General features: G+C 64.5%; 17 protein-coding genes. 13 read left to right on the forward strand and 4 right to left on the reverse strand.

What is annotated here, in order from left to right; all coding sequences use genetic code 11:
• The first annotated feature begins 53 nt into the window (after positions 1-53).
• From rpsU to N6L26_RS00955, 8 genes are all read left to right on the forward strand, one after another.
• Positions 54-260 (forward strand): 30S ribosomal protein S21, encoded by a 207-nt coding sequence (gene rpsU, locus N6L26_RS00920; RefSeq protein ID WP_007011585.1) that lies wholly within the window; start codon positions 54-56, stop codon positions 258-260.
• 78 nt (positions 261-338) lie between these two features.
• Entirely contained in the window at positions 339-899 is a 561-nt protein-coding gene (locus N6L26_RS00925) for an FKBP-type peptidyl-prolyl cis-trans isomerase (protein ID WP_263606190.1), read from the forward strand.
• 24 nt (positions 900-923) lie between these two features.
• Positions 924-2,639 carry a DUF4153 domain-containing protein gene (locus tag N6L26_RS00930; RefSeq protein WP_263606191.1) on the forward strand — a complete coding sequence of 572 codons (1,716 nt, stop codon included), beginning with the start codon at positions 924-926 and terminating at the stop codon, positions 2,637-2,639.
• Between the two features lie 56 nt (positions 2,640-2,695).
• On the forward strand, positions 2,696-2,998 hold the full coding sequence (gene gatC, locus N6L26_RS00935) for an Asp-tRNA(Asn)/Glu-tRNA(Gln) amidotransferase subunit GatC (RefSeq protein WP_263606192.1): 303 nt from the start codon (positions 2,696-2,698) through the stop codon (positions 2,996-2,998).
• Positions 2,999-3,116: 118 nt separating this feature from the next.
• Complete coding sequence (gene gatA, locus N6L26_RS00940) at positions 3,117-4,598, forward strand: Asp-tRNA(Asn)/Glu-tRNA(Gln) amidotransferase subunit GatA (protein WP_263606193.1); 1,482 nt, start codon at positions 3,117-3,119, stop codon at positions 4,596-4,598.
• Positions 4,598-4,798 (forward strand): hypothetical protein, encoded by a 201-nt coding sequence (locus N6L26_RS00945; protein ID WP_263606194.1) that lies wholly within the window; start codon positions 4,598-4,600, stop codon positions 4,796-4,798. The genes gatA and N6L26_RS00945 overlap by 1 nt, the downstream gene beginning before the upstream one ends.
• Positions 4,791-6,290 carry an Asp-tRNA(Asn)/Glu-tRNA(Gln) amidotransferase subunit GatB gene (gatB, locus tag N6L26_RS00950; protein ID WP_263606195.1) on the forward strand — a complete coding sequence of 500 codons (1,500 nt, stop codon included), beginning with the start codon at positions 4,791-4,793 and terminating at the stop codon, positions 6,288-6,290. The genes N6L26_RS00945 and gatB overlap by 8 nt, the downstream gene beginning before the upstream one ends.
• Positions 6,291-6,445: 155 nt before the next feature.
• Positions 6,446-8,608, forward strand: a complete 2,163-nt coding sequence (locus N6L26_RS00955) for a S46 family peptidase (RefSeq protein ID WP_263606196.1) — start codon at positions 6,446-6,448, stop codon at positions 8,606-8,608.
• Positions 8,609-8,685: 77 nt separating this feature from the next.
• Here the strand turns inward: N6L26_RS00955 and N6L26_RS00960 are convergent, their stop codons facing one another.
• The 3 genes from N6L26_RS00960 to N6L26_RS00970 form a co-directional block, all read right to left on the reverse strand.
• Entirely contained in the window at positions 8,686-8,991 is a 306-nt protein-coding gene (locus tag N6L26_RS00960) for a hypothetical protein (RefSeq protein ID WP_263606197.1), read from the reverse strand.
• Between the two features lie 68 nt (positions 8,992-9,059).
• The gene (locus N6L26_RS00965; protein ID WP_263606198.1) at positions 9,060-11,924 is read right to left on the reverse strand and encodes a M16 family metallopeptidase; all 2,865 of its coding nucleotides are present in this window, start codon (positions 11,922-11,924) and stop codon (positions 9,060-9,062) included.
• Between the two features lie 49 nt (positions 11,925-11,973).
• A complete protein-coding gene (locus N6L26_RS00970; protein WP_263606199.1) occupies positions 11,974-14,202 on the reverse strand; it encodes a penicillin acylase family protein in 2,229 nt (742 codons plus the stop codon).
• 119 nt (positions 14,203-14,321) lie between these two features.
• Here N6L26_RS00970 and N6L26_RS00975 point away from each other — a divergent pair, with 119 nt between their 5' ends.
• The 3 genes from N6L26_RS00975 to clpB all read left to right on the forward strand — a co-directional run bounded on the left by N6L26_RS00975 (position 14,322) and on the right by clpB (position 18,857).
• Entirely contained in the window at positions 14,322-15,770 is a 1,449-nt protein-coding gene (locus N6L26_RS00975; protein WP_263607222.1) for an ATP-binding protein, read from the forward strand.
• 31 nt (positions 15,771-15,801) lie between these two features.
• Positions 15,802-16,140: a tRNA-binding protein gene (locus N6L26_RS00980; RefSeq protein ID WP_263606200.1), complete on the forward strand. Its 339-nt coding sequence runs from the start codon at positions 15,802-15,804 to the stop codon at positions 16,138-16,140.
• Between the two features lie 140 nt (positions 16,141-16,280).
• Positions 16,281-18,857: an ATP-dependent chaperone ClpB gene (gene clpB / locus N6L26_RS00985; RefSeq protein WP_263606201.1), complete on the forward strand. Its 2,577-nt coding sequence runs from the start codon at positions 16,281-16,283 to the stop codon at positions 18,855-18,857.
• Between the two features lie 83 nt (positions 18,858-18,940).
• Here the strand turns inward: clpB and N6L26_RS00990 are convergent, their stop codons facing one another.
• Positions 18,941-21,943: a TonB-dependent receptor plug domain-containing protein gene (locus tag N6L26_RS00990; RefSeq protein WP_263606202.1), complete on the reverse strand. Its 3,003-nt coding sequence runs from the start codon at positions 21,941-21,943 to the stop codon at positions 18,941-18,943.
• 247 nt (positions 21,944-22,190) lie between these two features.
• On the opposite strand from N6L26_RS00990, the gene N6L26_RS00995 reads away from it, so the two are divergent.
• The gene (locus N6L26_RS00995; RefSeq protein WP_263606203.1) at positions 22,191-22,664 is read left to right on the forward strand and encodes a hypothetical protein; all 474 of its coding nucleotides are present in this window, start codon (positions 22,191-22,193) and stop codon (positions 22,662-22,664) included.
• Positions 22,664-24,448, forward strand: coding sequence for a putative 2OG-Fe(II) oxygenase (locus tag N6L26_RS01000; protein ID WP_263606204.1), 1,785 nt, complete (start codon positions 22,664-22,666; stop codon positions 24,446-24,448). Before N6L26_RS00995 ends, N6L26_RS01000 begins: the two co-directional genes overlap by 1 nt.
• Positions 24,449-24,542 lie beyond the last annotated feature (94 nt).

Genomic DNA, 24,542 nt, shown 5'->3' on the forward strand with positions numbered 1-24,542 from the left:
CATACCCCGCTTTTGCGCGGGCTCTGGCCCGCAAAGTCGAGGTATTGAAGTTTATGCAGATCATGGTTCGCGATAACAATGTCGACCAGGCCCTCCGCGCGCTCAAGAAGAAGCTGCAGCGTGAAGGTGTGTATCGCGAAATGAAGCTGCGCCGTCACTACGAGAAGCCGAGCGAAAAGCGCGCCCGCGAAAAGGCCGCTGCCGTGCGCCGTGCGCGCAAGCTCGAGCGCAAGCGGATGGAGCGTGACGGCGTCAAATAAGCCGTTGATGCAATATCGAAGCTAAGCCATGAGGGCGCGGAGCAATCCGCGCCCTTTGCGTATCCGGAAGAATTACCCATGACCGAGATTACCCGCGTTCCCCTCCAGCCCGTCGCCAAGGGCTCGTTGACCAAGCTGTGGCTCGGTGTGATCCTCGCCATCCTGATCGGCGGTGGCCTGGCCTGGGCTGCCATGCCCAAGGGGCTCGATGTCGAGACCGTGACCGCGGGTGCGGGCGAATCGCCCCAGGTGGGCGATGTGGTGTTCGTCAATTACGTCGGCAAGCTGGCCGACGGGACCGAATTCGACCGGTCGCAGCCGCTGCCGGTCCCGCCGGGCCTGTTCCCCGAAGGCAATCCGCTGCTGCTCGAAGAAGGCGCGATCATCGACGGCTTTATCGATGGCCTGCAGCAGATGCAGAAGGGCGGCAGCTACGTGCTGACGATCCCCGCCGACCAGGCCTATGGCGCCGAACCGCCCCCGGGCTCGCCGATCCCGCCCAATGCCGATCTGGTATTCGAAGTCGAAGTGGTCGATTTCATGAGCCGCGACGATTTCCAGGCCCGCGCCGCTGCACTCCAGCAGATGATGGGCGAACAGGGTGCGGACGGTCCGGCAGCGCCGCCACCGGGCCAGTAATCGAGCCGCAGGGGGGAGAGGCGCATGAGTGAGATGACCCAGGCCCACGCGCCCGCCACCCATGCCGACTGGCCGCTGCGCCCGTGGCTTCTTGCGGCACTGCTCGGCATCGCCGGGCTCTGTGTCCATCTGTTCTCCGACTGGAATGCGGACAACATGCCGCCGTGGCGCGCCGCGCTGGTCGCCGCATCTGCCTTCGGTCCGCTGGCGCTTGCCTTCACCGTCGATCGCGCCCGCTGGAAGGAGCCGCTGGTCTTTGCCGTACTGGTAGCGTTGGTCATGGCGGGGATCGCCTGGCGTGCCTCGGCTGCGGGCGACCGCTATGCCGACGAAGTTTTCTGGATTGCGGCCGGACTGGTCGCGATCACGCTGGCACTGCCGCTGTTCCAGGCGGGCTTCCATCGGCTGCGCTGGGGCACAGCTTACGAGCAGACTCACTTCCATGTCTGGACCGATGCCATCAGCGGCGCGGGGGCGCTTGTCTTCACCGGTATCTCGTGGCTGCTGGTGGTGCTGCTGGCGGCGCTGTTCTCCGCTATCGATATCGATATCGTCGAGAACGTGGTCAGCGAACCTTGGTTCGGCTGGACCTTCTCGGGCGCGGCATTTGGCGCCGCCTTGGGCGTGCTGCGCAACCAGTTGAAGATCATCGGAACGCTGCAATCGGTGGTGATGCTGGTGTTCTCGATCATCGCGGTGCCCCTGGCGATTGCACTGGTCATCTTCCTGCTGGCCGTACTGGCGAGCGGCCTTTCGGTGCTGTGGAACGCAACCGAAAGCCCGACGCCGCTGTTGCTCTCGGTTGCGGTCGCCAGCTTCGTCATGGTCAATGCGGTGGTCCGCAATGGCGAGGAGGAGGCGAGCGGCAACCGTGTGCTGCGCTGGGCCGCGCTGGCGCTGGCGCTGGCGATCTTCCCCCTCGCGCTGCTTGCCGCGATCTCGACCGGTACGCGGATTGCCGAATATGGCCTCAGCCCCGAACGGCTGTGGGGCATCGTCGCGGTCGCAGTCGCCGTGGCGTATGGCCTCGCCTATTTTGTGGCACCGATCCGCGGGCGCATGGCAGGGTGGATGGAGCGCGTGCGCAGCGCGAACATGCATCTCGCGGTGGCGACCTGCGTGCTGGCCTTCATCCTCGCGCTGCCGCTGTTCGACTTCGGCGCGATCTCCGCGCGCAACCAAGTCGCGCGGCTTGAGGCAGGCAAGGTGACGGTGGACGAATTCGATTTCGACGCCCTGCGCTGGGAATTCGGCGATGCCGGGCGCGAGGTACTGGCGCGGCTTGCCAAGAGCGACGATGCTGACGTGGCCGATCTCGCCGACAGCGCTCTCACGCAGGAAACGCGCACTTATCGGGACGTCGAAAGAGGCACTGAGCGCAACAAACGCCTCGCGAACTTGCGTATGCAGTTCGAGGATGAGGCGCTGCGGGCATATGTCGAAAGCCACGTGCGTGATTCACCGTGGCGGTGTGACGATCCCTGTGTTGCGCTGGATATGGGCAGCGACGAGGACGGGCGGCGCACTGTTGCGCTGGTCGAGAACGGGCGGGTTATCCGGGAAAAGTTCGATCTCGCCAAACCCGCCGACGAGGAGGCCGTGGCAGCTGCCCGTGAAGCGGCGCTCAAAGAGCCACTCGCGGCCCCCGATCAGGATGCGGACTCGACGGTCGAAATCCGCGAATGGTCGGGGCGGCGGGTCTATATCGACGGCCAGCCTGCGGGCGATCCCTTCGAATAACGTTGCGCTGCAGCATCGTGCTTGAAGCGCAGCCCCCGCGCGGCTAGTGCGCGAGCATGTCAGTAACACGCGAAGAAGTGGCCAAGATCGCCTCGCTCGCCCGCATCAAGATGGGCGATGACGAGCTCGATACGATGGTCCCCGAACTCAACAACATCCTCGACTGGGTCGAACAGCTGGGCGAGGTCGATTGCAGCGGCGTCGAGCCGATGACCGCGGTCATTCCCAACACGCTGCGGCTGCGCGACGATGTGGTCGATGCCGATCCCAAGACCGGCGGCGGTCGGCGCGATGATGTGCTCGCCAATGCCCCGGCGGCCGAACACGGCTTCTTCGGCGTGCCCAAGGTGATCGAATAATGCTGCGTCGTGAGTGTCCTTCGACAGGCTCAGGACGAGCGGATCTGATCGCTTCATACCATAAACCCGCTCAGCCTGAGCTTGTCGAAGGCCATGCGCTGACGGAAGAGACGAGACCATGACCGAACTGACCAATCTCGGCGTCAAGGCGATCCGCGACGGCGTAGCCGGCGGTGAATTCACCGCGCGCGAAGTGGCCGAAGCCTTCAACAGCGCCGTGGCCGAGGCCGCCGACCTCAACGCCTTCATCGTCACTACGCCCGACCATGCGCTCGCCGCAGCGGATGCCGCCGATGCCAAGCGCGCCAAGGGCGAGGATCTGGGGACCATGGGCGGCGTGCCGATCGGCATGAAGGATCTGTTCGCGACCAAGGGCGTGCAGACCACTGCCGCGAGCCACATCCTCGAAGGTTTCACGCCGCAGTATGAAAGCACCGTGTCGCAGAACCTGTGGAACGCAGGCGCTGGCATGCTCGGCAAGCTCAATCTCGACCAGTTCGCGATGGGTTCGTCGAACGAGACCAGCTATTTCGGTAATGTCTCGTCGCCGTGGAAGAAGGACGGCACCAATGCCGCGATGAGCCCGGGCGGTTCGTCGGGTGGCTCGTCCACCGCCGTGGCCGCACGGCTCGCGCCGGCCGCAACGGGCACCGACACCGGCGGTTCGATCCGCCAGCCCGCCGCCTTCACCGGCATCTGCGGGATCAAGCCGACCTATGGCCGCTGCAGCCGCTGGGGCGTCGTCGCCTTCGCCTCCAGCCTCGACCAGGCGGGCCCGATGGCACGCAGTGTCGAAGACTGCGCGATCATGCTCGAAGCCATGGCGGGCTTCGATCCCAAGGATTCGACCAGCCTGCAGATGGATGTTCCCGCGTGGGAAGCCGGGCTGGACGCCGACCTCAAGGGCAAGACGATCGGTATCCCGAAGGAATACCGGATGGATGGCACCGACGAGGAAATCCTCAACAGCTGGGAGCAGGGCAAGGAATGGCTGCGTGATGCGGGCGCCAAGATCGTCGATGTCAGCCTGCCGCACACCAAATATGCGCTGCCTGCCTATTACATCGTCGCCCCCGCCGAAGCCTCGAGCAACCTCGCGCGCTATGACGGCGTGCGTTACGGCCTGCGCGACCTGCCCGACGGGGCGGGGCTGCAGGACATGTATGCCGCCACCCGCGCCGCCGGTTTCGGCGACGAGGTCAAGCGTCGCATCCTGATCGGTACCTATGTGCTGAGCGCGGGCTTCTACGATGCCTATTACACGCAGGCGCAGAAGATCCGCACGCTGGTGAGCCAGGACTTCGAGAAGGGATTCGCCGGGTGCGACGCGATCCTCGCGCCGACCACGCCGACCGCCAGCTTCCCGCTCGGCTCGCTCAACGAAGACCCGCTGACGATGTATCTCAACGACGTCTTCGCGGTCCCGGCCAGCCTTGCGGGCCTGCCCGCGATGAGCGTGCCCGCAATGGTCAATGCCGACGGCCTGCCGCTTGGCCTGCAGATCGTGGGCAAACCGTTCGACGAACAGGGCGTGCTCAACACCGGCCTCGCGATCCAGCAGCGCGCCGGGTTCGACGCGCAGCCGGAGAAGTGGTGGTAATGCCCGGAGTCGGAATGCTTCTGGTCATTGTCGGGACCATCTTCCTGACGGGTGCAGTTGCGTTCTACATTTCGCGCAACGTCGAGCACGGCGAAGCGCGGTTCGGTCCCGACGGCGAACAGCTTCCCACGCATCCGCCAGCCCCCGAGAAGAAAGACATGAGCGTGACCCTCACGCAGAGCGAGAAGATCGATGAGTAGTTACCGCATCCAGGGCGCAACGGGCGAATGGGAGGTCGTGATCGGCCTCGAGGTCCATGCGCAGGTCACTTCCAACGCCAAGCTGTTCAGCGGCGCGAGTACGGAATTCGGTGCCGAGCCGAACACGCAGGTCAGCCTCGTCGATGCGGCGATGCCCGGCATGCTGCCCGTGCCCAATCGCGAATGCATCCGGCAGGCGGTGCGCACCGGCATGGCGATCGAGGCGCAGATCAACAAATACAGCCGGTTCGATCGCAAGAACTACTTCTACGCCGACCTGCCGCAGGGCTATCAGATCAGCCAGCTTTACCACCCCATTGTGGGCGAGGGGCAGCTGCTGATCGAGGCCGACGAGAAGGCCGGTATCCCCGAAGACAAGGTCATCGGGATCGAGCGCATCCATGTCGAACAGGATGCGGGCAAGCTGATGCACGACCAGCACCCGACCATGTCCTATGTCGATCTCAACCGCTGCGGTGTCGCGCTGATGGAAATCGTTTCCATGCCGCATATGACCTCGCCCGCAGAGGCCGGCGCCTATGTCCGCAAGTTGCGCAGCATCCTGCGCTATGTCGGATCGTGCGACGGCAATATGGAGCAGGGCTCGATGCGCGCCGACGTCAACGTTTCGGTCCGCAAGGTCGGTGACAGCGAGCTCGGCACCCGCACCGAGACCAAGAACGTGAATTCGGTCCGCTTCGTCATGGCGGTGATCGAACAGGAAGCGCGGCGCCAGGTAGATTTGATCGAGGATGGCGGTACGGTGGTCCAGGAAACCCGGCTTTACGATCCCGACCGCAACGAAACCCGGTCGATGCGCAGCAAGGAAGACGCGCATGACTACCGCTATTTCCCCGATCCCGACCTGCTCCCGCTCGAGCTGGAGGACAGCTTCCTCGACGAATGCCGCGCCTCGCTGCCCGAGCTGCCCGACCCCAAGCGTGCGCGCTACGAGAACGAGCTGGGCCTGACGCCCTACAATGCGCGCGAACTGACCGCCGAGGTCGAGACCTTCGCGCGCTTCGAAACGCTGCTCAAAGTCGCGGCGGAAAAGATCGGCAAGCCCGAAGCCAAGGTCGCGACGCAGGTCGCCAACTGGGCGCTGTCGGTTGCCCCCGGCGTGGTCAAATCGCTTGGCGACGACGCCAAGATGACCAATGCCACCGCCGAAGCGCAGGCCAGCATCCTCGCGATGCAGGACAAGGGCGAAATTTCGGGCAGCCAGGCCAAGGAAATCTACGAAATCGTCCTGCGCGAAGGCGGTACGCCCGAAACGATCGCCGATGAAAAGGGCCTCAAGCAGGTCAACGACACCGGCGCGATCGAGGTCGCTATCGACGAAATCCTCGCCAATAACGAGGACAAGGTCGAACAGTATCGCGGCGGCAAGGACAAGCTGTTCGGCTTCTTCGTCGGCCAGACGATGAAGGCGATGCAGGGCAAGGCCAATCCCGCGGTGGTCAACCAGATCCTCAAGGACAAGCTGGGCTAAGCGCTGGGCTGAACACCGGGCAGGGGCCGCTCGAGGCGGCCCTTGTCGAGCCCAGATGAAGCTCGCCGAGCGCGCGCTTGCTCCGCAGTCGGGGAAGGCTTAGCCTTCCCGCCATTCGCGCGTCTTTCGCGCATCTCGAAGAGGACTGTGTCTCGATGAAGAATACTGCTGTGGTCGCAGCGCTGATGGCCTGCGTCGCATCCGCCCCGCTGGCTGCCAAGGAGGGAATGTTCACCCCCGGCCAGCTGCCCGAAATCGCCGACGATCTGCGCGCCATGGGGCTCGAAGTTTCGCCCGAGAAGCTGTCCGACCTCACCGGTTTCCCGATGGGCGCGATCGTCCAGTTGCAGGGCTGTTCGGCGAGCTTCGTTTCGCCCGAAGGGCTGGTGGTTACCAATCACCACTGCGCGCGCGGATCGGTGCAATACAACTCAACTGCCGAGAACAATTATCTCGAGAACGGTTTTCTCGCGCAGGCCAAGGCCGACGAACTGCCCGCCGCCCCCGGATCGCGCGTCTATGTCACCACTGAAATCAGCGACGTTACCGCGCGCGTGCGCGACGGGATCGACGGTCTGTCGCCGACCGATCGTTACGACACGGTCGACCAGCGGGTGAAGAACATTACCGCCGAATGCGAGCAGGAAGTCGGCTATCGCTGTCTCGTCGCGGGTTTCTACGGCGGTAAGGAATACACGCTGATCAAGCGGCTCGAGGTCAAGGACGTGCGGCTGGTCTATGCCCCCGCCGATGCGGTCGGGAAATATGGCGGCGATATCGATAACTGGATGTGGCCGCGCCACACGGGCGATTTCGCCTTCTACCGCGCCTATGTCGCGCCCGACGGCTCCTCCGCCGAATATGCCGAAGACAATGTCCCCTACCGGCCCAAGCATCATCTCAAGGTGAGCGCGGCGGGGCTCGATGATGGCGATTTCGTGATGGCGGCCGGTTATCCCGGCTCGACCCAGCGCTACACTCGGTTGGGCGAAGTCGAGAACACGTTCGAATGGACCTATCCGACCTTCGTCACGCTGCTCAACGACTGGATCGACACGATCGAGGAGGCGGCACCGGTCGGTTCGGATGCGCGGGTGAAATACGAATCGCGTCTTGCTGGGCTGAACAATTACGAAAAGAACCTGCGCGGCCAGATCGATGGCGCGCGCCGCGTGGGCCTCGTCGAGCGTCGCCGCCAGCGTGAAGCCGCGCTCGATGCGTGGATCGCCGCCGATGCTGCGCGCAGCCCTTATGGCGAGGCGCTCGCTTCGCTCGATACGCTGACCGGGGAAAGCGCTACCGCCGCGCGGACCAATTTCTGGTATGGCAATGTCACGCGGGCGCAGCTGCTGTCGGCTGCGCAGCGGCTCTACCGGCTGGCCAAGGAACGCGAACTGCCCGATGCGCAGCGCGAAAGCGGCTATCAGGAACGCGACATGGCGTTCTTCCGCCAGGGTTTGCAGGCGCTCGACCGGCGGTACGACCCGGCAGTCGACAAGGCCGAATGGCTGCTGTTCCTCGAGGGCTATCTTGCGCAGCCTCAGGGCGAACGCGTGGCGGTGTTCGATGACGCTTTGGGTCTGACCGGCGTCGATGATGCGAAACAGCTCGATGCGATCGTCGATCGCTATTACGCGGACACCGTGCTCGACGAGAGCGAGACGAGGCTTGCGCTGATAGAAGCCAGCGCTGCCGATCTGGAGGCGAGCGACGATCCGTTCATGCAGCTCGCCATCGCGCTGTACGATTACGAGCGCGAGCTGGAAGCGCAGGGCGAGCAGCGCGAAGGCCGCGCGCTGGCGCTACGTCCTGCCTATATGGATGCGATCACGCAGTGGCAACGCAGCCAGGGCGAGGCGACCTATCCCGATGCCAACAGCACGCTGCGGGTGACCTATGGGAAGGTGCTGGGCGGCAGTCCGCGTGACGGCATGGCCTATCTGCCGTTCACCACGCTCGAAGGCATCCTCGAGAAGGATACGGGCGAAGAACCGTTCAACGCGCCCGAAGGCCAGCTCGCCAGCATCCGTGCGGGCGATTACGGCCCCTATGCGCTCGACAGCATCGGCTCGGTGCCGGTCAACTTCCTGTCGGACCTCGACAGCACCGGCGGCAACAGCGGTTCGGCCACGCTCAATGCGCGCGCCGAACTGGTGGGCCTGCTGTTCGACGGCACCTTCGAAAGCGTCAATTCGGACTGGGATTTCGACCCGCGCACCACGCGTACGATCCATGTCGATACGCGCTACATGCTGTGGGTGATGGACAAAGTCGACGGCGCACAGGGCCTGATCGAGGAGATGGACGTAGTCCGCTAGGGCCCGTTCTCCCCTCCACAAACAGAAAGGGCCGCCGGATCGCTCCGGCGGCCCTTTGTGTTGGGTAGCTGCGAGGCTTAGCCCTGGCGTTCGCCGGTCAGCGGCATGTCGCCGAAAGCGCCCGCATTGACGGTGCCGGTCATCTGTTCGCCGGTCACCGTGGCGGTGCAGTTGAGCGTCATGGGCATCGGGACGGTCATGTCCATCTTCCACTTGAGGGTATCGCCTTCGATCGTGCCGTCGGTGATGTCCATCGAGCCCATGCCGCCCGCCATCGAGCCGGTGAAGCTGTTGCCATCGTCGCCCGGCACCACGGTCAGCGTGCCCTTCTGGTCGCCCATCGGGCTCTTTACGACGGTGTCATAGGTACCTGCTACGGACATGGGTATTCCTCTCTTCACTTGAAGGTTCAAAGTCTCTTTTCAATCGGGCCTGCTGACAGGAATGTCAATTAGTCGGTTCCCGCCATTTCGATGCGTTCGACCGCCAGGCCGAGCTGTTCGAGCTGCGGTTCGACCACTGCCGCATCGCCCACCAAGACCCAGACGAACCGGTCGGTATCGATTGCTGCGCGGGCCGCGGCATCGAGGCTGGCGGTGGTCTGTTCGCGGTAATGGTCGGCGATGACCTCGTAGTAATCGTCGGGCCGCCCATAGAGCGCATTGCTCTGCATCGCGCCGAGGATTGCACTCGAGGTTTCGAACTGGCCGGGCAGTTCGCCGATTTCGGCGGTGACGATCCGGGTCAGTTCGGCTTCGGTCACGCCGCGCGTATCGAGGAATTCGCCGGTTTCGCGGATCAGCTCGGCCAATGCATCGCCGGTGCGGTCGGCCTGGACGGGCGCGCGCACGGTGTAGGCGACCGCGTTCTCATTGGTCAGCGGCGCGCCGCGCACGCCATAGCTCCAGCCCTTGGTCTCGCGCAGGTTCATGTTGAGCCGGGCGAGGAAATTGCCGCCCAGCGCGTTGTTGGCGTTGAGGAAGTCGACATAGGTTTCGCCGCGCGGATCGACCGAGGTCAGCTGGCCGCCGTAGATGTAGCTCTGCGGCGAATTAGGCCGGTTGACCAGCACGATGCGGCTTTCGGCGGGCGCTGCGGGGGCTGCGCCGAAGCTCTTCTCGCCCTTCGCGGTCGCGGGGGCTTCCCAATCGGCCAGCACGGCATCGAGCGCTGTGACGATTTCATCCAGCGGACGATCCGAGACGACGAAGATTTCGCCATTGTCGGGCCGGATCCAGCGGTCCTTGAAGCCGGTGATGTCGGCGCGGGTGATCGCCTCGAGCGATTCCACCGTGCCGCTATCGGGCCCGGCATAGGGGCTGCCTGCACCATAGATCAGCGGGGCGGCAGTGCGCTGCGCAATCGAGGCCGGGGTGCGCAGTTCCTGCTCGACGCTGGTGATCCGCTGCGCGCGGACGCGGTCGATCTCGGACTGCGCGAAAGCGGGATTGCGGACGATGTCGGACAGGAGTTCGAGCGAGGGCACGAGATTGGCGGACAGCGCGGACAGCGTGAAGCTCGACCGGTCGGCACCGCCGCCGAGCGAGATATTTGCGCCCAGCCGTTCGCTGGTCTCGGCAATCTCGCGCGAGTTCATGCTGGTGGTGCCTTCCTCGAACAGGCCGAGCGCGAGGCTTTCAAGCCCGCGCTTGTCCGCCGGATCGGCACTGCTGCCCGCATCGAAGGCCAGCGTGACATAGGTCGCGGGGATCGCGTCGCGCTGCGCGTAATGCAGCGCCATTCCGTTCGCCAGCGTGGTGTGCTGGACGTCGGGGAAGTCGAGCTGCGCGATCGAGTCGATCGGCGGGGCGGGGCGTACTTGGGTAACGGTCAGCTCTTCGGCCGCACCCTCTTCCGCCTGCACATCGGTTTCGGCGACACTGGCCGCTTCTTCATAAGCGTCGCCGCGTTCACCGGGTTCGAGGATCAATGTCATCGAGGGGCGGGTCATCCAGCGCTGCATTGCCGCCTGGACTTCACTCGGGGTGAGCGTCGCGAGGATTTCGAATTCGCGGGCATAGAAGCCCGGATCGTCCGCCAGCACTTCGCCCGATGCCAGGGTCACGGCCTTGCCGCCGAAGCCGCCGACCTGTTCGAGGCCGCGGATCGTACTGGCGACCGAGCTGGTCGCCGCGCGGCGGACCTCGTCTTCGGTCGGGCCTTCGGCGATGAACTCGGCAATCAGCGCGTCGAGACGGCGCTCGACCTCGGCCTCGTCAACTCCGGGACGGGCCGTGGCGGCGACGTTCAGGATGCCCACGCGCTGCCAGGCGTAGTTTCCGGCCGAAACGCTCACCGCCAGCTGCTCGTCACGCACCAGCGCATTGTCGAGCCGGCTCGAAGACAGCCCGCCCAGGATCCGTGCGCCCACGGTCAGTGCAGTGAGTTCGCGGTCGGTGATGCCCGGTGCGGTCCAGTATTTGTCGATGCTGACTGCGGCGACCTGGTCGCGCATGACCGTGCGGACGTCTTCGGTAAGCTCGGGAACGGCGGCTTCGGCGGGGTTGTTGACCGGGCCGCGCGCAATCGGTCCGAAGTGTTTCTCCACCAGCGGGCGGGCCTCTGCGGGCGAGATGTCGCCGGCCAGCACCACGGTGGCATTGTTGGGGCCATATTTGTCGCGGAACCAGTCGCGCACATCGGCCATCTCCGCACTGTCGAGATCAGCCATCGAGCCGATCGGCGTGTGATCGTAGGGATGCGGCGCGGGGAACAGCGTGTTGACGATCTCGTAAAAGACCAGTCCGCCGGGCTGGTTGTCGCCCTGGCGCTTCTCGTTCTGGACCACGCCGCGCTGGTTATCGAGCTTCTGCTGCGTGACCGCCCCGAGCAGATAGCCCATGCGGTCGCTTTCGAGCCACAGCGCCCGTTCGAGTGCGGGCCGGGGCACGGTCTGGAAATAGTTCGTGCGGTCGAAATTGGTCGTGCCGTTGTAATCGGTCGCGCCCATTTCCTGCAGATACTGGAAATAGTCCTGCGGTGCGTTTTCGCTGCCGTTGAACATCAGGTGCTCGAACAGATGCGCAAAGCCCGACTTGCCCTTGGGCTCGTCCTTCGAACCGACATTGTACCACACCGCCACCGCGACGATGGGGGCCTTGCGGTCGGTATGCACGATCACGTCGAGCCCGTTGTCGAGCGTGAATTTCTCGAACGGAATATCGACCTGTTCGACCAGCGCGGCGAGCTCTGCCGGGGCAGCATCGTCGGCCACGGCGGCGGGCGCGGGTGCAGGCGCGCTGGCGGTCATGGCGGGCGCGCAGGCCCCGAGAGCGAGGGCCAGCACGCTGGCGGTCAGGAGGGGCTTGATACGCATGATACCTCGATGGTGTGTTCGAAATCCGGGTTTGGGCGATGCTAACGCGTCAGCGGCGATTGGTCACGGTCTTGCGCGACTTTGCATTGGCCAGCACGTCCTCGCGCCAGAAATGCACCGGCTTCAAGCGATGCTTGACGAACAGCGCAGCCTGGTCGGTGTAATGCGGGGAACCGGGCCGCGTCGTGGCGGCGCCGAAGGGCTGGATCGAGCGCGAGGAGACGCGTTCGCCGGGCAGCCATTCAACCCACTGGATGAAGCTGTCGCCATGCCGAACCGACAGGCGGCCGTCGTCATCGACATCCCACAGCGTGGAGGCGCGCAGCGTGTCCGATCCGCCATCGAGCGGCAAGTCGACCTTGCCCTGCCGCAGGCGCAGCAAATCGCCCATCGGCGGGTCGATCCGCCCGAAGTGGGTTTCGAGATGGGCGACCTGCTTATCCAGCTCGGCGCGGACATCGGGCCACGGCTTGTTCTGGTAGCTTGACGACATGAATTCGCGGATCATCAGCAGCGCCAGCGCATCGGCTTCGCCGATATTGTCGGCGGTGAAGTCCCAGCCCAGCAACATGTCGCGGGCCTGCGCGAGCGCGCCATCGTCCGCCAGGTCGAGCGCTTCGAGTTCGTCCCAGAGCTTTGCGACATACCCACTGCGGTCGTAGCCAGTGTCGTATTTGATCGCTTCGAGCGTGGCCCGGTCGAGCTGCTCCGCCTCGCTCAGCAATTTCCACGCACGACGCGAGCGGTTGGTCTGCTTGAGCTCGACGCCGAGTTCTGGGGCGAAGTCCTCGGGCGCAAGGTCGCTTCCGGCGCCCGCGGCGGTATAAGGCGTGTTGTTGGCGTTGTAGAGCCAGCCGCTCGCCGGGTTCACGTATCGCGGCAGTTCCTCATAGGCGACCGGGCCGGACCAGATCGCGCGCGGGTCGTCGCCCGGCAGGACCGTGCGCCAGTCATATCCCGTGGCGCGGTCGGGGATGGCGGCGTTGTAGACATAGGCGATGTTGCCCGTCTCGTCGCCATAGATGAAGTTGGTCGAGGGGATGTCCATCCGCGCGAGGATTTGCTCGAACTCCTCGAGGCTGGTCGCCTTGTTGAGCCGGTAATAGGCATCGAGCTGGCCGAGATTGCCGATCCCCCCATAGCGCACCGCGAAGAAGCCCTCGTCGTTCTTGATCACCGGACCGTGGACGCTGCGATAGACGGTGCGGCGGATCGGCAAGGTCACCGGGCCGAGCTTGACCGGCAGGGTGACCGTCTCAGCTTCGAGCTCGCGCCACTGGTCGCCGATGCGGTATTGCGTCTCGTCCTCGTTCATTTCGAGCTGGTAGATATCGGTCATGTCGGGCGTGTTGACCGTATTGGTCCAGCCGAGATGTTCGTTATGCCCGAGGAAGGGGAACGGGCTGCCGGGGAAATTCGCCCCCGCATAGTGCCAGCCTTCCTCGCTTTCGACGACAAGTTCGTACCACGCCACGCCGCCGCGCCAGGGCTGGTGGCTGTTCGACACGAGGATCGTCGGCCCGCCCGATTTTTCGGGCGTCACCGCAAACGCGTTGGACCCGGCCAGCGCGGCCTCTTCGCCCCGGGGGAGCGGCCCGGCGCGCGCCAGATCGGGCGCGGGTGCGCCCTCCGTGCGGATAACTTCGGCCGGTTCGACGGTCGGCGCTGCCTCGCCGTTTTCACGCGGGATGGCGGGGCCGTATTCGGGCCGCAGCGGCTCGCCCGATACCAGCGGTTCGATAATCCCGCCGAGGCCGAAGAAGAACGGCTGGCGCAGCGCGAAACCCGCGGCCACATCGACCCCGTCGACGGGGAAGAGGTTGCCCAGCTTGACCTCGCCGGGATGCGCTTCCGCAAAATCGTTGAGTCCCGCGGCATAGGCATCGAACAGCGCGCGCGTGTCTTCGGGGAGCTGCGGATATTCGCGCTCCGCCGTGCCGCGCGCGTCGAGCAGGTGATAGGCATAGTCGAATGCAGCGCCGTCCTGGCCCGCGATCGCGCCATAGCGCCCGCGACTCATCGCGATCACGTCCTGCAGCGTGAAGAAATCGTCCTCCGAATGCGCGATGGCGACGCCATAGGCGACATCGGCATCGGTGGCGGCGTAGATATGCGGCACGCCGAATTCGTCGCGGCTGATTTCAGCGGTGTAGGTCCGGTCGGGCAGGGCGACATCGCCGCGTTTGGCCCAGAAGGGTTCCCACGTCGCCAGCGCGATAAATGCAACCAGCACGAGCAGAAGCAGCGCAAAACCAATGCGCCCCAGCGATTTCTTCATAGATTTCGGTCCTCTCTTGCAACCCGACTAGCGAGCGGAGCGGGGTGACGCAATGCGATTGGGCAAAACCGCCGCGGCGCTGTTCCCCCTTGCGGATTCGACTGGCTAATCCCTTGTCCGTGACAGCGCAGATCACCATCGGCCACGAATCATCCGGCAAGCCGGTCGAGTTCGATATCGAGGAACTCCTCGCGACCCGTCTGCTCGTCCAAGGCAATTCGGGCAGTGGCAAGTCGCACCTGCTGCGCCGCCTGCTCGAAGAAAGTGCGGGGATGGTGCAGCAGGTGGTCATCGACCCCGAAGGCGATTTCCCCTCGCTGGCGGACGAGTTCGGCCATGTGGTCATCGACGGCGCAGCCTATTCGCCGGGCGAGATCGAGGCGCTCGCGCGACGTATCCGCGAACACCGCGCCAGTGTGGTGCTTGATCTCGACGGGCTCGAGGTCGAACAACAGATTCGCTGTGCCGCGCAGTTCCTGACCGCGCTGTTCGATGCCCCGCGCGAACATTGGTATCCCGCGCTGGTGGTGGTCGACGAAGCGCAGATGTTCGCCCCCGCCGCCGCTGGCGAGATGGCCGAGGACACGCGGCGGATGACGCTGGCGGCGATGACCAACCTCATGTGCCGCGGGCGCAAGCGTGGGCTGGCGGGTGTCGTCGCCACGCAGCGCTTGGCGAAGCTGGCGAAAAACGTCGCCGCGGAAGCGTCGAACTTCCTCATGGGGCGGACCTTCCTCGATATCGACATGATCCGCGCGGCCGACCTGCTCGGGATGGAGCGGCGACAGGCGGAGCGTATCCGCGAGCTCGAACGCGGGCATTTCCTCGCGCTTGGCCCGGCGATCACGCGGCTGCCGCTGGCAGTGAAGATCGGCCCGGTGAAGACCGGTCACCAGGCGCGCAGCGAAGGGCTGATGGCGCTACCCGATACCGCGCCTGCCGATATGGCGGCGCTGCTCACCACCGATCTGGCGGCCGACGTGGCCAAGGCCCCGCCGCCGCCTGCGCCGCCACCTGCACCGCCGGTCGACGAGATCGAGGACAGCATCGCGCGAGCGGATGAGCGCCAGGTCGAGCCCCGTTCGGAGCCGGTCGATACCACCGCCGTCGCCACGCGGATCGCGCAGATCATTGGCGAACTGGCGCAGGAGGAGGGCATTTCCTTCCAGTCGGCCAGCGCGCAATACCAGACCTTCCTCACCCGCTGTCGGCGCGAACGGCTGATCGGTCCGATGCCCGACATGCGCACCTTCCGCCGCCGGTTCGCGGTCGCCGGGGCCGGTCTGGAAGACCTCGACGAGGGTCTGCAAGCACGTATCATGCAATTGGCGGGCGCGGTCGAAGAGGATCTGCTCGGCCCCTTCCTCGTCATCGCCAAAGCGGCGCATGCGGGCGAAACGCAGGTCGACGAGGCCGAACTGGCGCGTGCCTATGGCACCAGTTCGCCCGGCCGTATCCGCCGCCTGCTCGATCATCTCGAACGGCAGGGGCTGGTCGTGGTGCGCGAGGATTTCGGCGGCGACCGCACGATCATGGTTCCGGGGCTTGAGCCGCTGACCGAGGGTTGATGGGCACCGACGCTAGGCATAGACCGGGGCGATGGACCATGCAGATTTCGCGCATTTCGCCGCTCTCGACATTCGCGCCGGCACGGTAACCCGCGCCGAACCCTTCCCCGAGGCCCGCCGCCCGGCAATCAAGCTATGGGTCGATTGCGGACCCGAGATCGGCGAGCGCAAAAGCTCGGCGCAGATCACCGGCCACTACACGCCTGAAGCGCTGGTGGGGCAGCGGGTGATGGCGGTGGTCAATTTCGCCCCGCGCCAGATTGGCCCCTTCATGTCCGAGATACTGGTGCTCGGCTTTCCCGATGGCGACGGCGAGATCCTGCTTGCGCGTCCCGAACCGGGTGTCGCGAACGGCGCGCGGCTCGCGTGAATTGCGCCCGGGCTGGCTTCACAAGCTTATCGCGACCCCTATATGTAGGTAACACACCTCGTGAAAATTTGCGGGGGAGGGGTTGTGTTGCATAATCGCAACACCATATCCGGGCGACAATTCACGAATGGGGTGTTTGCATGAATCTCGAGAAATTCACCGACCGCGCCAAGGGTTTCCTGCAGGCTGCACAGACCGTTGCGATCCGTCTGAACCACCAGCGGATTTCGCCCGCGCATCTGCTCAAGGCGCTGCTCGACGACGAGGAGGGCATGGCTGCGCAGCTGATCCAGCGTGCCGGCGGCAACCCCGGCGTCGCGATCACCGAAGTCGATAACGCGCTGGCGAAACTGCCCGCAGTGTCGGGCGGGGGCGCGCAGCAGACGCCGGGGCTCGACAATGACGCGGTGCGCACGCTCGACCAGGCTGAACAGCTCGCCGAAAAGGCGGGCGACAGCTTCGTCCCGGTCCAGCGGCTGTTGCAGGCGCTCGCGCTGGCCGACAATTCGGCGGGCAAGGCGCTGACCGCAGCGGGTATCGATGCCAAGGCGCTCGAAGCCGCGATCCAGGAGGTCACGGGTGGACGCACGGCCGATTCCGCAGGGGCCGAAGAAAGCTACGACGCGATGAAGAAATATGCCCGCGACCTGACGCAGGCAGCACGCGACGGCAAGCTCGACCCGGTAATCGGGCGCGACGAGGAAATCCGCCGCACAGTGCAGATCCTCGCCCGGCGGACCAAGAACAATCCCGCCCTGATCGGCGAACCCGGCACCGGCAAGACGGCGATCGCCGAAGGGCTCGCGCTGCGGATCGCCAATGGCGACGTGCCCGATAGCCTCAAGGGCCGCACGCTCATGTCGCTCGACATGGGCGCGCTGATCGCAGGCGCGAAATATCGCGGCGAGTTCGAGGAACGGCTCAAGGCCGTACTCGACGAGGTGAAAGGCGCCGAGGGGCAGATCATCCTGTTCATCGACGAGATGCACACGCTGATCGGCGCGGGCGCGAGCGAGGGCAGCATGGATGCGAGCAATCTGCTCAAGCCTGCGCTCAGCCGCGGCGAGCTGCATTGCATCGGCGCCACCACGCTCGACGAATACCAGAAATATGTCGAGAAGGACCCCGCGCTGCAGCGGCGTTTCCAGCCGGTCTTCATCGAAGAGCCCAGCGTCGAGGATACCATCTCGATCCTGCGCGGCATCAAGGATAAATACGAGCTGCACCACGGTGTGCGCATCACCGATGGCGCGATCGTGGCATCGGCGCAGCTGTCGAACCGCTACATCCAGAACCGCTTCCTGCCCGACAAGGCGATCGACCTGATGGACGAGGCCGCCAGCCGCATCCGCATGGAAGTGGAATCGAAGCCCGAGGAAATCGAGAACCTCGACCGGCGCATCATCCAGCTGCGGATCGAGGAGCAGGCGCTGCAGAAGGAAACCGACAGCGCGTCGAAGGACCGGCTCGAGACGCTGCGCAAGGAGCTGTCCGAACTCGAACAGCAGTCGAGCGAACTGACCACGCGGTGGCAGAACGAACGCGACAAGATCCACGCCGAAGCGCGGATCAAGGAAGACCTCGACCAGGCGCGGATCGAACTGGAACAGGCGCAGCGCGGCGGTGACCTCCAGAAGGCGGGCGAGCTGCAATATGGCCGGATTCCCGACCTCGAGAAGAAGCTCGCCGAAGCGTCGGGCCACACCGACAACGCGCTGCTCAGGGAAGAGGTCACCGAGGACGACATCGCCGGTGTCGTCAGCCGCTGGACCGGCATCCCGGTCGACCGGATGTTGGAAGGCGAGCGCGAGAAACTGCTCGATATGGAGAATATCCTCGCCAAGCGGGTGATTGGCCAGAACCAGGCGATCGACGCGGTCTCCAAGGCGGTGCGCCGCGCGCGCGCGGGACTGCAGGATCCAAATCGGCCGCTGGGCAGCTTCCTGTTCCTCGGCCCGACCGGGGTGGGCAAGACCGAACTGACCAAGGCGCTTGCCGGCTTCCTGTTCGACGACGACCAGGCAATGGTGCGTATCGACATGAGCGAATTCATGGAGAAGCACGCGGTCGCTCGGCTGATCGGCGCACCCCCGGGCTATGTCGGTTACGAGGAAGGCGGCGTGCTGACCGAAGCGGTCCGCCGGCGCCCCTATCAGGTGGTGCTGTTCGACGAGGTCGAGAAGGCGCATAGCGACGTGTTCAACGTGCTGCTGCAGGTGCTCGACGACGGGCGGCTGACCGACGGGCAGGGCCGCGTGGTCGATTTCAGCAACACGCTGATCATCCTGACCTCGAACCTCGGCAGCCAGTACCTCGCAAATATGGACGACGACCAGAAGGTCGAGGATGTCGAGCCGCAGGTGATGGATGTGGTGCGCGGGCATTTCCGCCCCGAGTTCCTCAACCGGCTGGACGAGATCATCCTGTTCCATCGCCTGGCGCAGGAACACATGGCGCCGATCGTCGAGATCCAGGTCGCGCGGGTGCAGAAGCTGCTTAGCGATCGCAAGATCGTGCTCGATCTGACAGATGCCGCGAAGAAGTGGCTCGGGCGGGTCGGCTACGACCCGGTCTATGGCGCACGCCCTCTGAAACGCGCGGTGCAGCGCTATGTGCAGGACCCGCTTGCCGACATGATCCTGTCGGGCAAGGTCCCCGACGGCTCCAAGGTCGCGATCGACGAAGGCGATGGCGAACTGGCGATGACGATCACCTGATTGCGCCGCTTTCGCTACAACCCAACGAAAAAGGGCCCCGGTTTCCCGGGGCCCTTTCTTTTGTGTCGTTAGGTGTTGAAGCCTTAGAAACGAAGGCGGACACCAGTGTAGTAGCGACGACCGAAGACGTCGTAGACGTCTGCGGCAGTGTCCGACCCGGTAACGTTGCCGGTCACACCGCTGAGGATGTTCGGGGCATCGTTGTCGAGCAGGTTGTCGACGCCGAGATAGAATTCGTACCGGTCACCAGCAAAGAACGTCGTCTGCATATCGAGGTAGAATTCAGCCGGGATTTCATAGACGCGCGAGCCATCGAACTGATCGTCGATGTAGGCGCTGCCGATGAAGGTACCGGTGAACGTCGTGCGGAAATCGCCCGTTCCATATGCAACGTTTGCAGTGAAACGATCCTTCGAGGTGCCAACTTCACCATCGGCCCGGTCGGCGTCGCCACCCGGAAGCGAGAAGAAGTCATACTCGAGGATGTGCGTGTATGCACCACGGACCGTCAGACGGTCGTTGTCCATCAGGCCAAGACCGGTGAACCAGCTCGCGGTCACGTCGATGCCCGAGGTCTTGAGGACCGAAGCATTGACCGACAGCGAGTTGATCAGATCGATCGAGCCAGCGCTATTGACCGCGGTTCCGGTCGGACGACGGGTGATCAGGTCACAGAACGTAGCATTGCCCTGGCCGTAGCACTGGTCGAGGCTGAACTGACGCGGGAAGCCCGAGATCACGTCTTCTACCTTGATGTTGTAGTAGTCGCCGGTGATCGTGAGGTTGCGCAGAGCGTCGAACGAGCGCGGGTTGATGATCACACCCGCAGTCCACGACGTTGCAGTTTCTTCCTGCAGGTCCGGGTTGCCGCCGTTGAAGCCGGAAATACCCTGGATGTCCGACTGGTTCAGCGTGAACGTACCGTTTGCAGCGATATTTGCCGCTACGCCCGGAGCTGCACGACAATTGTCGCCCAGTGCGCCGCCGCCGGTTGCACCGATGCCTTCACAGGGATCGGTCAGGCCGCTCGGGAAGGTCTGCGACAGACCCGAGAACAGTTCGCCCACGTTAGGTGCACGAACCGCCTTGGCGTAGGTGCCGCGGAAGCGGATGTCGTCGATCGGTGCCCAGGTGCCGGTCACGTTCCAGCTGAACGTCGTACCGACGGTCGAGTAATCCGACACGCGTGCCGCTGCACCGACTTCGAGAATTTCGAAGAACGGAGTATCGGCAAGGATCGGAACGCGAATTTCGCCGTAGGCTTCCTTCACGTCGAACGAACCGCTGGTGTCGGGCAGAACGTTACCGGCGTTGAGGCCGGCATTGGTCAGCGCATCGTTGTCGGAGAACGAGCTTTCCTTGCGGTATTCCGCGCCGACGGCGATGCCGACCGAACCTGCGGGAAGCTCGAAGAGCGAGCCCGAAAGGTTGGCCTGCACGACCTGCTGGGTGATCCCGGTCTGGTAGGTACCCTGCGCCTGGATGTAGTTCACGGCATCCTGCGAGAGGCTGCCGAACCCGAAGATGTTGGCCGGAGCACAACCGTTTGCACGCGCTTCGGCATCGATACAGAGCGCTTCGCCAGCGACACCGTTGCCGTTTTCGTCACCGACTTCCGAACGCACGGCGAGTGCATCGCGGAAGTTGATCACATTGACCTGACCCGACGAGACCTGGTTTTCGCTGACGTCGCCGTAGTTGTAGCTGATGTCCCAGCTGAACTTGTCGTCGAACAGGCCACCTTCGAGACCGACCACGAAACGATAGAAATCGCGCGACGTCGAGCCGGTACGGCCGCCGAATTCGGACAGACGACGGGCAAAGCCGATGTCCCGCAGTCCGTCGCCATTCGAATCGGTCGCGGCAGCGAGAATTTCCGCCGGAACGAACGGGTTGGCTACGATCGTGCTGGTGCCCGGGAGGTAGTTCTCGATGTTGTAACCACCGTCGGTCGGGTAGATCCCGTTGGCGCCGCCCGATTCAAGCGGGAACGGCTCGATGATGCGCGACGAGGTGGTCTTGTTGAAGGTACCTTCAGCGAAAACGCTGATGTTGTCCGACAGCGCGTAATTGGCGCGGGCGGCGAACAGGTAACGCTCGACCGGAACGGCCAGCGTACGGAAGTCCTGGCGGTTGAAGCCGTTCGGACCGGTGCCCGAGCCGATGGTCGACTCACAGGTCGGGCCATTGGTCGTGAAGCAATCCTGCAGGTTTCCGTCCGGATCGTAGGTGAACGTTCCGCCGGGGGTGATGAAGCGGCCCTGCGGAGGGAAGCTGGAGAGATACGGTTCGGTCGGAACGCCGAATTCGCCGCCGAAGTAGATCGAGTCGAGATCGTCGACGCGGGTGTTGGCACGCTTGCTCGACAGCAGGCCTTCTTCGTTCGAATAGCCGAAGTGGACCATGATGTTGCCGTCGCCGCCGGCGAGGTTGGTACCCGCGGTGAGGTTGGCCTGGTACCGTGCGTCGTCACCTTCTTCGGTGATGCCATACTGGGCGTTGGCTTCGACGCCTTCAAAATCGGTCTTGTAAACGAAGTTCACAACACCGGCGATCGCGTCCGAACCGTAAAGCGACGAAGCGCCACCGGTAAGGATGTCGACCCGGTCGATGAACTGGGTCGGGATCACGTTGAGGTCGACCGTGGCCGAGCCTGCAAGGCTGCCAACGACGCGACGGCCGTTGATCAGAACCAGCGTACGGTCGGAGCCGAGGTCGCGAAGATCGACTGTGGCAACACCGGTACCCGAGGTAAGGAACGCCGAGTTGGTGCGGCTGAGAGCGGGCGTGCCGAAAACGGGGTTTTCGAGCAGCACTTCCTGGATGTTGGTGACGCCGGCATCATTGATAACTTGGCTATCGACGATCTGGAGCGGAGCGGGGGATTCGACTGTGGGCGAAGCGATACGCGAACCGGTGACGATGATTGCGTTGCCGGGGGTGGGAGCGGCTTCGACCTGCTCGTTGACGATGCTGTCATCAGCATCCTGAGCAAAAACGGGGGTGGAAATGGCGAGGGCTGCGATCCCTGCGCTTGTGAAGAGCGCAAGACGCCGGCCCCGCAGAGGCGGGGTTGTATGGGTCATCTGGATTCCCTGATTTGCGACCGTGCATTAGTGCACAGCGCCCATTGAACTTGAGACCCGCACGCTAGCAATGGTCGTTCGTCGAATTTCGAACCAAAAAGTAATCGCGTTTGAAACTGTCTCAAATCTGCAACAATCATGCTGGCGTAAAGATCGCTCCCGGCTACGCATCACCTTGTGACCGAAGGGCAATCTGTTAGGTTCGCGTGCGATGTCACGAACCAATTTCGCGAGAGGAAACTCCCAGATGCTGCGTCTCTTCGGCCTTGCGGCCATTCTCGTAGCCACACCCGTCGGCCTCAGCGCGCAGGAAACGGGTAACGACGCCTTGCTGCTCGAATGCCGCGCGATGGAGAAGAACGCGCGTCGTCTCGAGTGTTTCGATGATGCGATGGACACCATTTTCGGTGTCGACGAGGTCGCCGAAGCCGAGCGTGAAGAACTGCGTCGCGACAATTTCGGCAACCCCGTTGCGGACGAACAGGACAGGGCTGACCGCTATGACGGCACGATTACCCATGTCGATTTCAACCAGACTTACAACATCCTGCGGTTCCAGCTCGACAATGGCAGCGTGTGGGAGGCCATGTCTTCAGGCTCGCTGCGGTACGGCTTCTTCCAGCCGGGCGAGAAGGTGACGATCGAGAAGGGCGCTCTGGGCAGGCTCAAGCTGTCGATTGCCGGCAAGCGCGGCTGGCGCGGCGTCAAGCGTATCGACTGATGGACGCCGCAGCCGCGCAGCGGGCGCTTCGGGCGGCGCAGCAGGCACTGCAGCGGGGGCAACTGGCCGAAGCCAAGGCGCTTCTTGCCCCTTTACGCAAGGCGCTGCCACGCGAGAAGGCGGTGCTTTACCTGTCGTCGCGGCTAGCGCGCGCCGAAGGCGATGCTCGCGGGGCCGCCAAATTGCTCGAGAAGGCGCTGCGGGTATCCCCGCGCGAGGCACCTCTATGGGCCGAATATGCCAGCACGCTGGATGATGCGGGGCGCCCCGACGAAGCGGTCAAGGCCTACGATCGCGCGCTGCAGCTGGAACCGCGGCTGGTCGATGCCGCGGTGGATCGGGCGGTGTTGCAGGCGCAAAAGCTCGACAACGCAGCGGCGCTGGAGGACCTGCGGCAGATTGCCCGCGACAATCCCGCGCATTTGCGCGGCTGGCGCAACCTTGCCATGCTCGAGCGCGACGCGCTCGAAACCGGACGCGCGATTGCGGCCAGCGAGCACGTTCTGGCAACGGCGCCGGCCGATCCTTCTGCCCTGCGGATACGCGCGCTGGCGCAGTTCGATACGGGCGAGCCGAGCGTGGCGCATTTCGCGCGCGCCAGCGCTGCCGATCCGGGTGATGCCGCGTTGGCGATCAAGCACGCCGCTGCGCTGCATGCCGAACGCCGCAGCGCGGACGGGGATCGCCTGCTGGGCGAAGTCATCGCCGCGCAGCCCTTCCAGCTCGATGCGCTGCGGACCCGCGCGCAGCTGCGCTGGGAGGCGGCCACGGGCGAGGACCCGATGGAGGGGTTCGAACAGGCGGTGGCACGGCGCAACTGTCCGCCAGAGGTCTGGATGGAATATGCGCGCTTGGCCGAGCGTCACTCGGGCGCGCAGGCCGCGTTGGCGATCGTCGATCGCGCGCGGACTGCCCTGGGCGATACGCGCGAGGTGGCATTCATGGCCGCGCAGGCCGCGTGCGAGGCAGAGGATTTTGCCGAGCGTGCGGATGACCTTGCCGTTGTGGCGACATGGAAAGATCCCCAGGCGGATATGCTACGCGCTCGCTGGCTGGCGCGGATGCATCGCTGGGACGAGTTGGCCAAACTTGGCAAGCGGCTGTTGCGTGCGGGCTATGCCCGCGATGTGCTGCCCTATCTCTCGCTGGCATGGCGCGGGAGCGACCCCGACCGCTGGCACTGGCTGGAGCGCGATGGCGAGCTGGTCGGAACGGCCGATATCGCTTCGCGGATCAGGGACATCGACGCGCTGGCGGATCATTTGCGCAGCATCCACACGTCGCAGCGCCAACCGCTGGAACAATCCTTGCGGGGCGGCACGCAAACCGATGGCATGCTGTTTGCGCGGACCGCGCCCGAAATTGCGGAACTCAAGGCCGCGATCGTCGATGCCGTGAGCGAATATCTTGCGGCACTGCCGCCGCGCGATGCTGCTCATCCCTGGTTGTCGCTGCCGCGCGAAGTCCGCCGGTTCACCGGGGCCTGGTCGGTCCGGCTGCAGGATGCCGGCTTTCACGTCGCGCATTTCCACAACCGCGGGGATATCAGTTCGGCGTGTTATCTCGCCCTGCCCGATACGTTGGGGGCAGGCGAGACGGGCCAGGATGGCTGGCTGGCGCTGGGCGAACCGCCGCGCGAGTTCGGGCTCGACTGGGCACCCCTGCGGCTGATCGAGCCCACAAAGGGCAAGCTGGCGCTGTTTCCGTCATGGACATGGCACGGGACCCGGCCGTTTTCGGCGGGGGAACGGCTGACCATCGCCTTCGACGCCGCGCTGCGCTGATTCCGGACCCGGTCTGACACGGCTTTCGCTTCGGTCCGCGGGCATATGCCCGTGCCCGCAGCCGGGACACATCCCGATCAGGCAAAAAGAAAGG

It is taken from the genome of Qipengyuania sp. SS22, assembly GCF_025736935.1.
In the GTDB taxonomy this organism is placed as follows: Bacteria; Pseudomonadota; Alphaproteobacteria; order Sphingomonadales; family Sphingomonadaceae; genus Qipengyuania.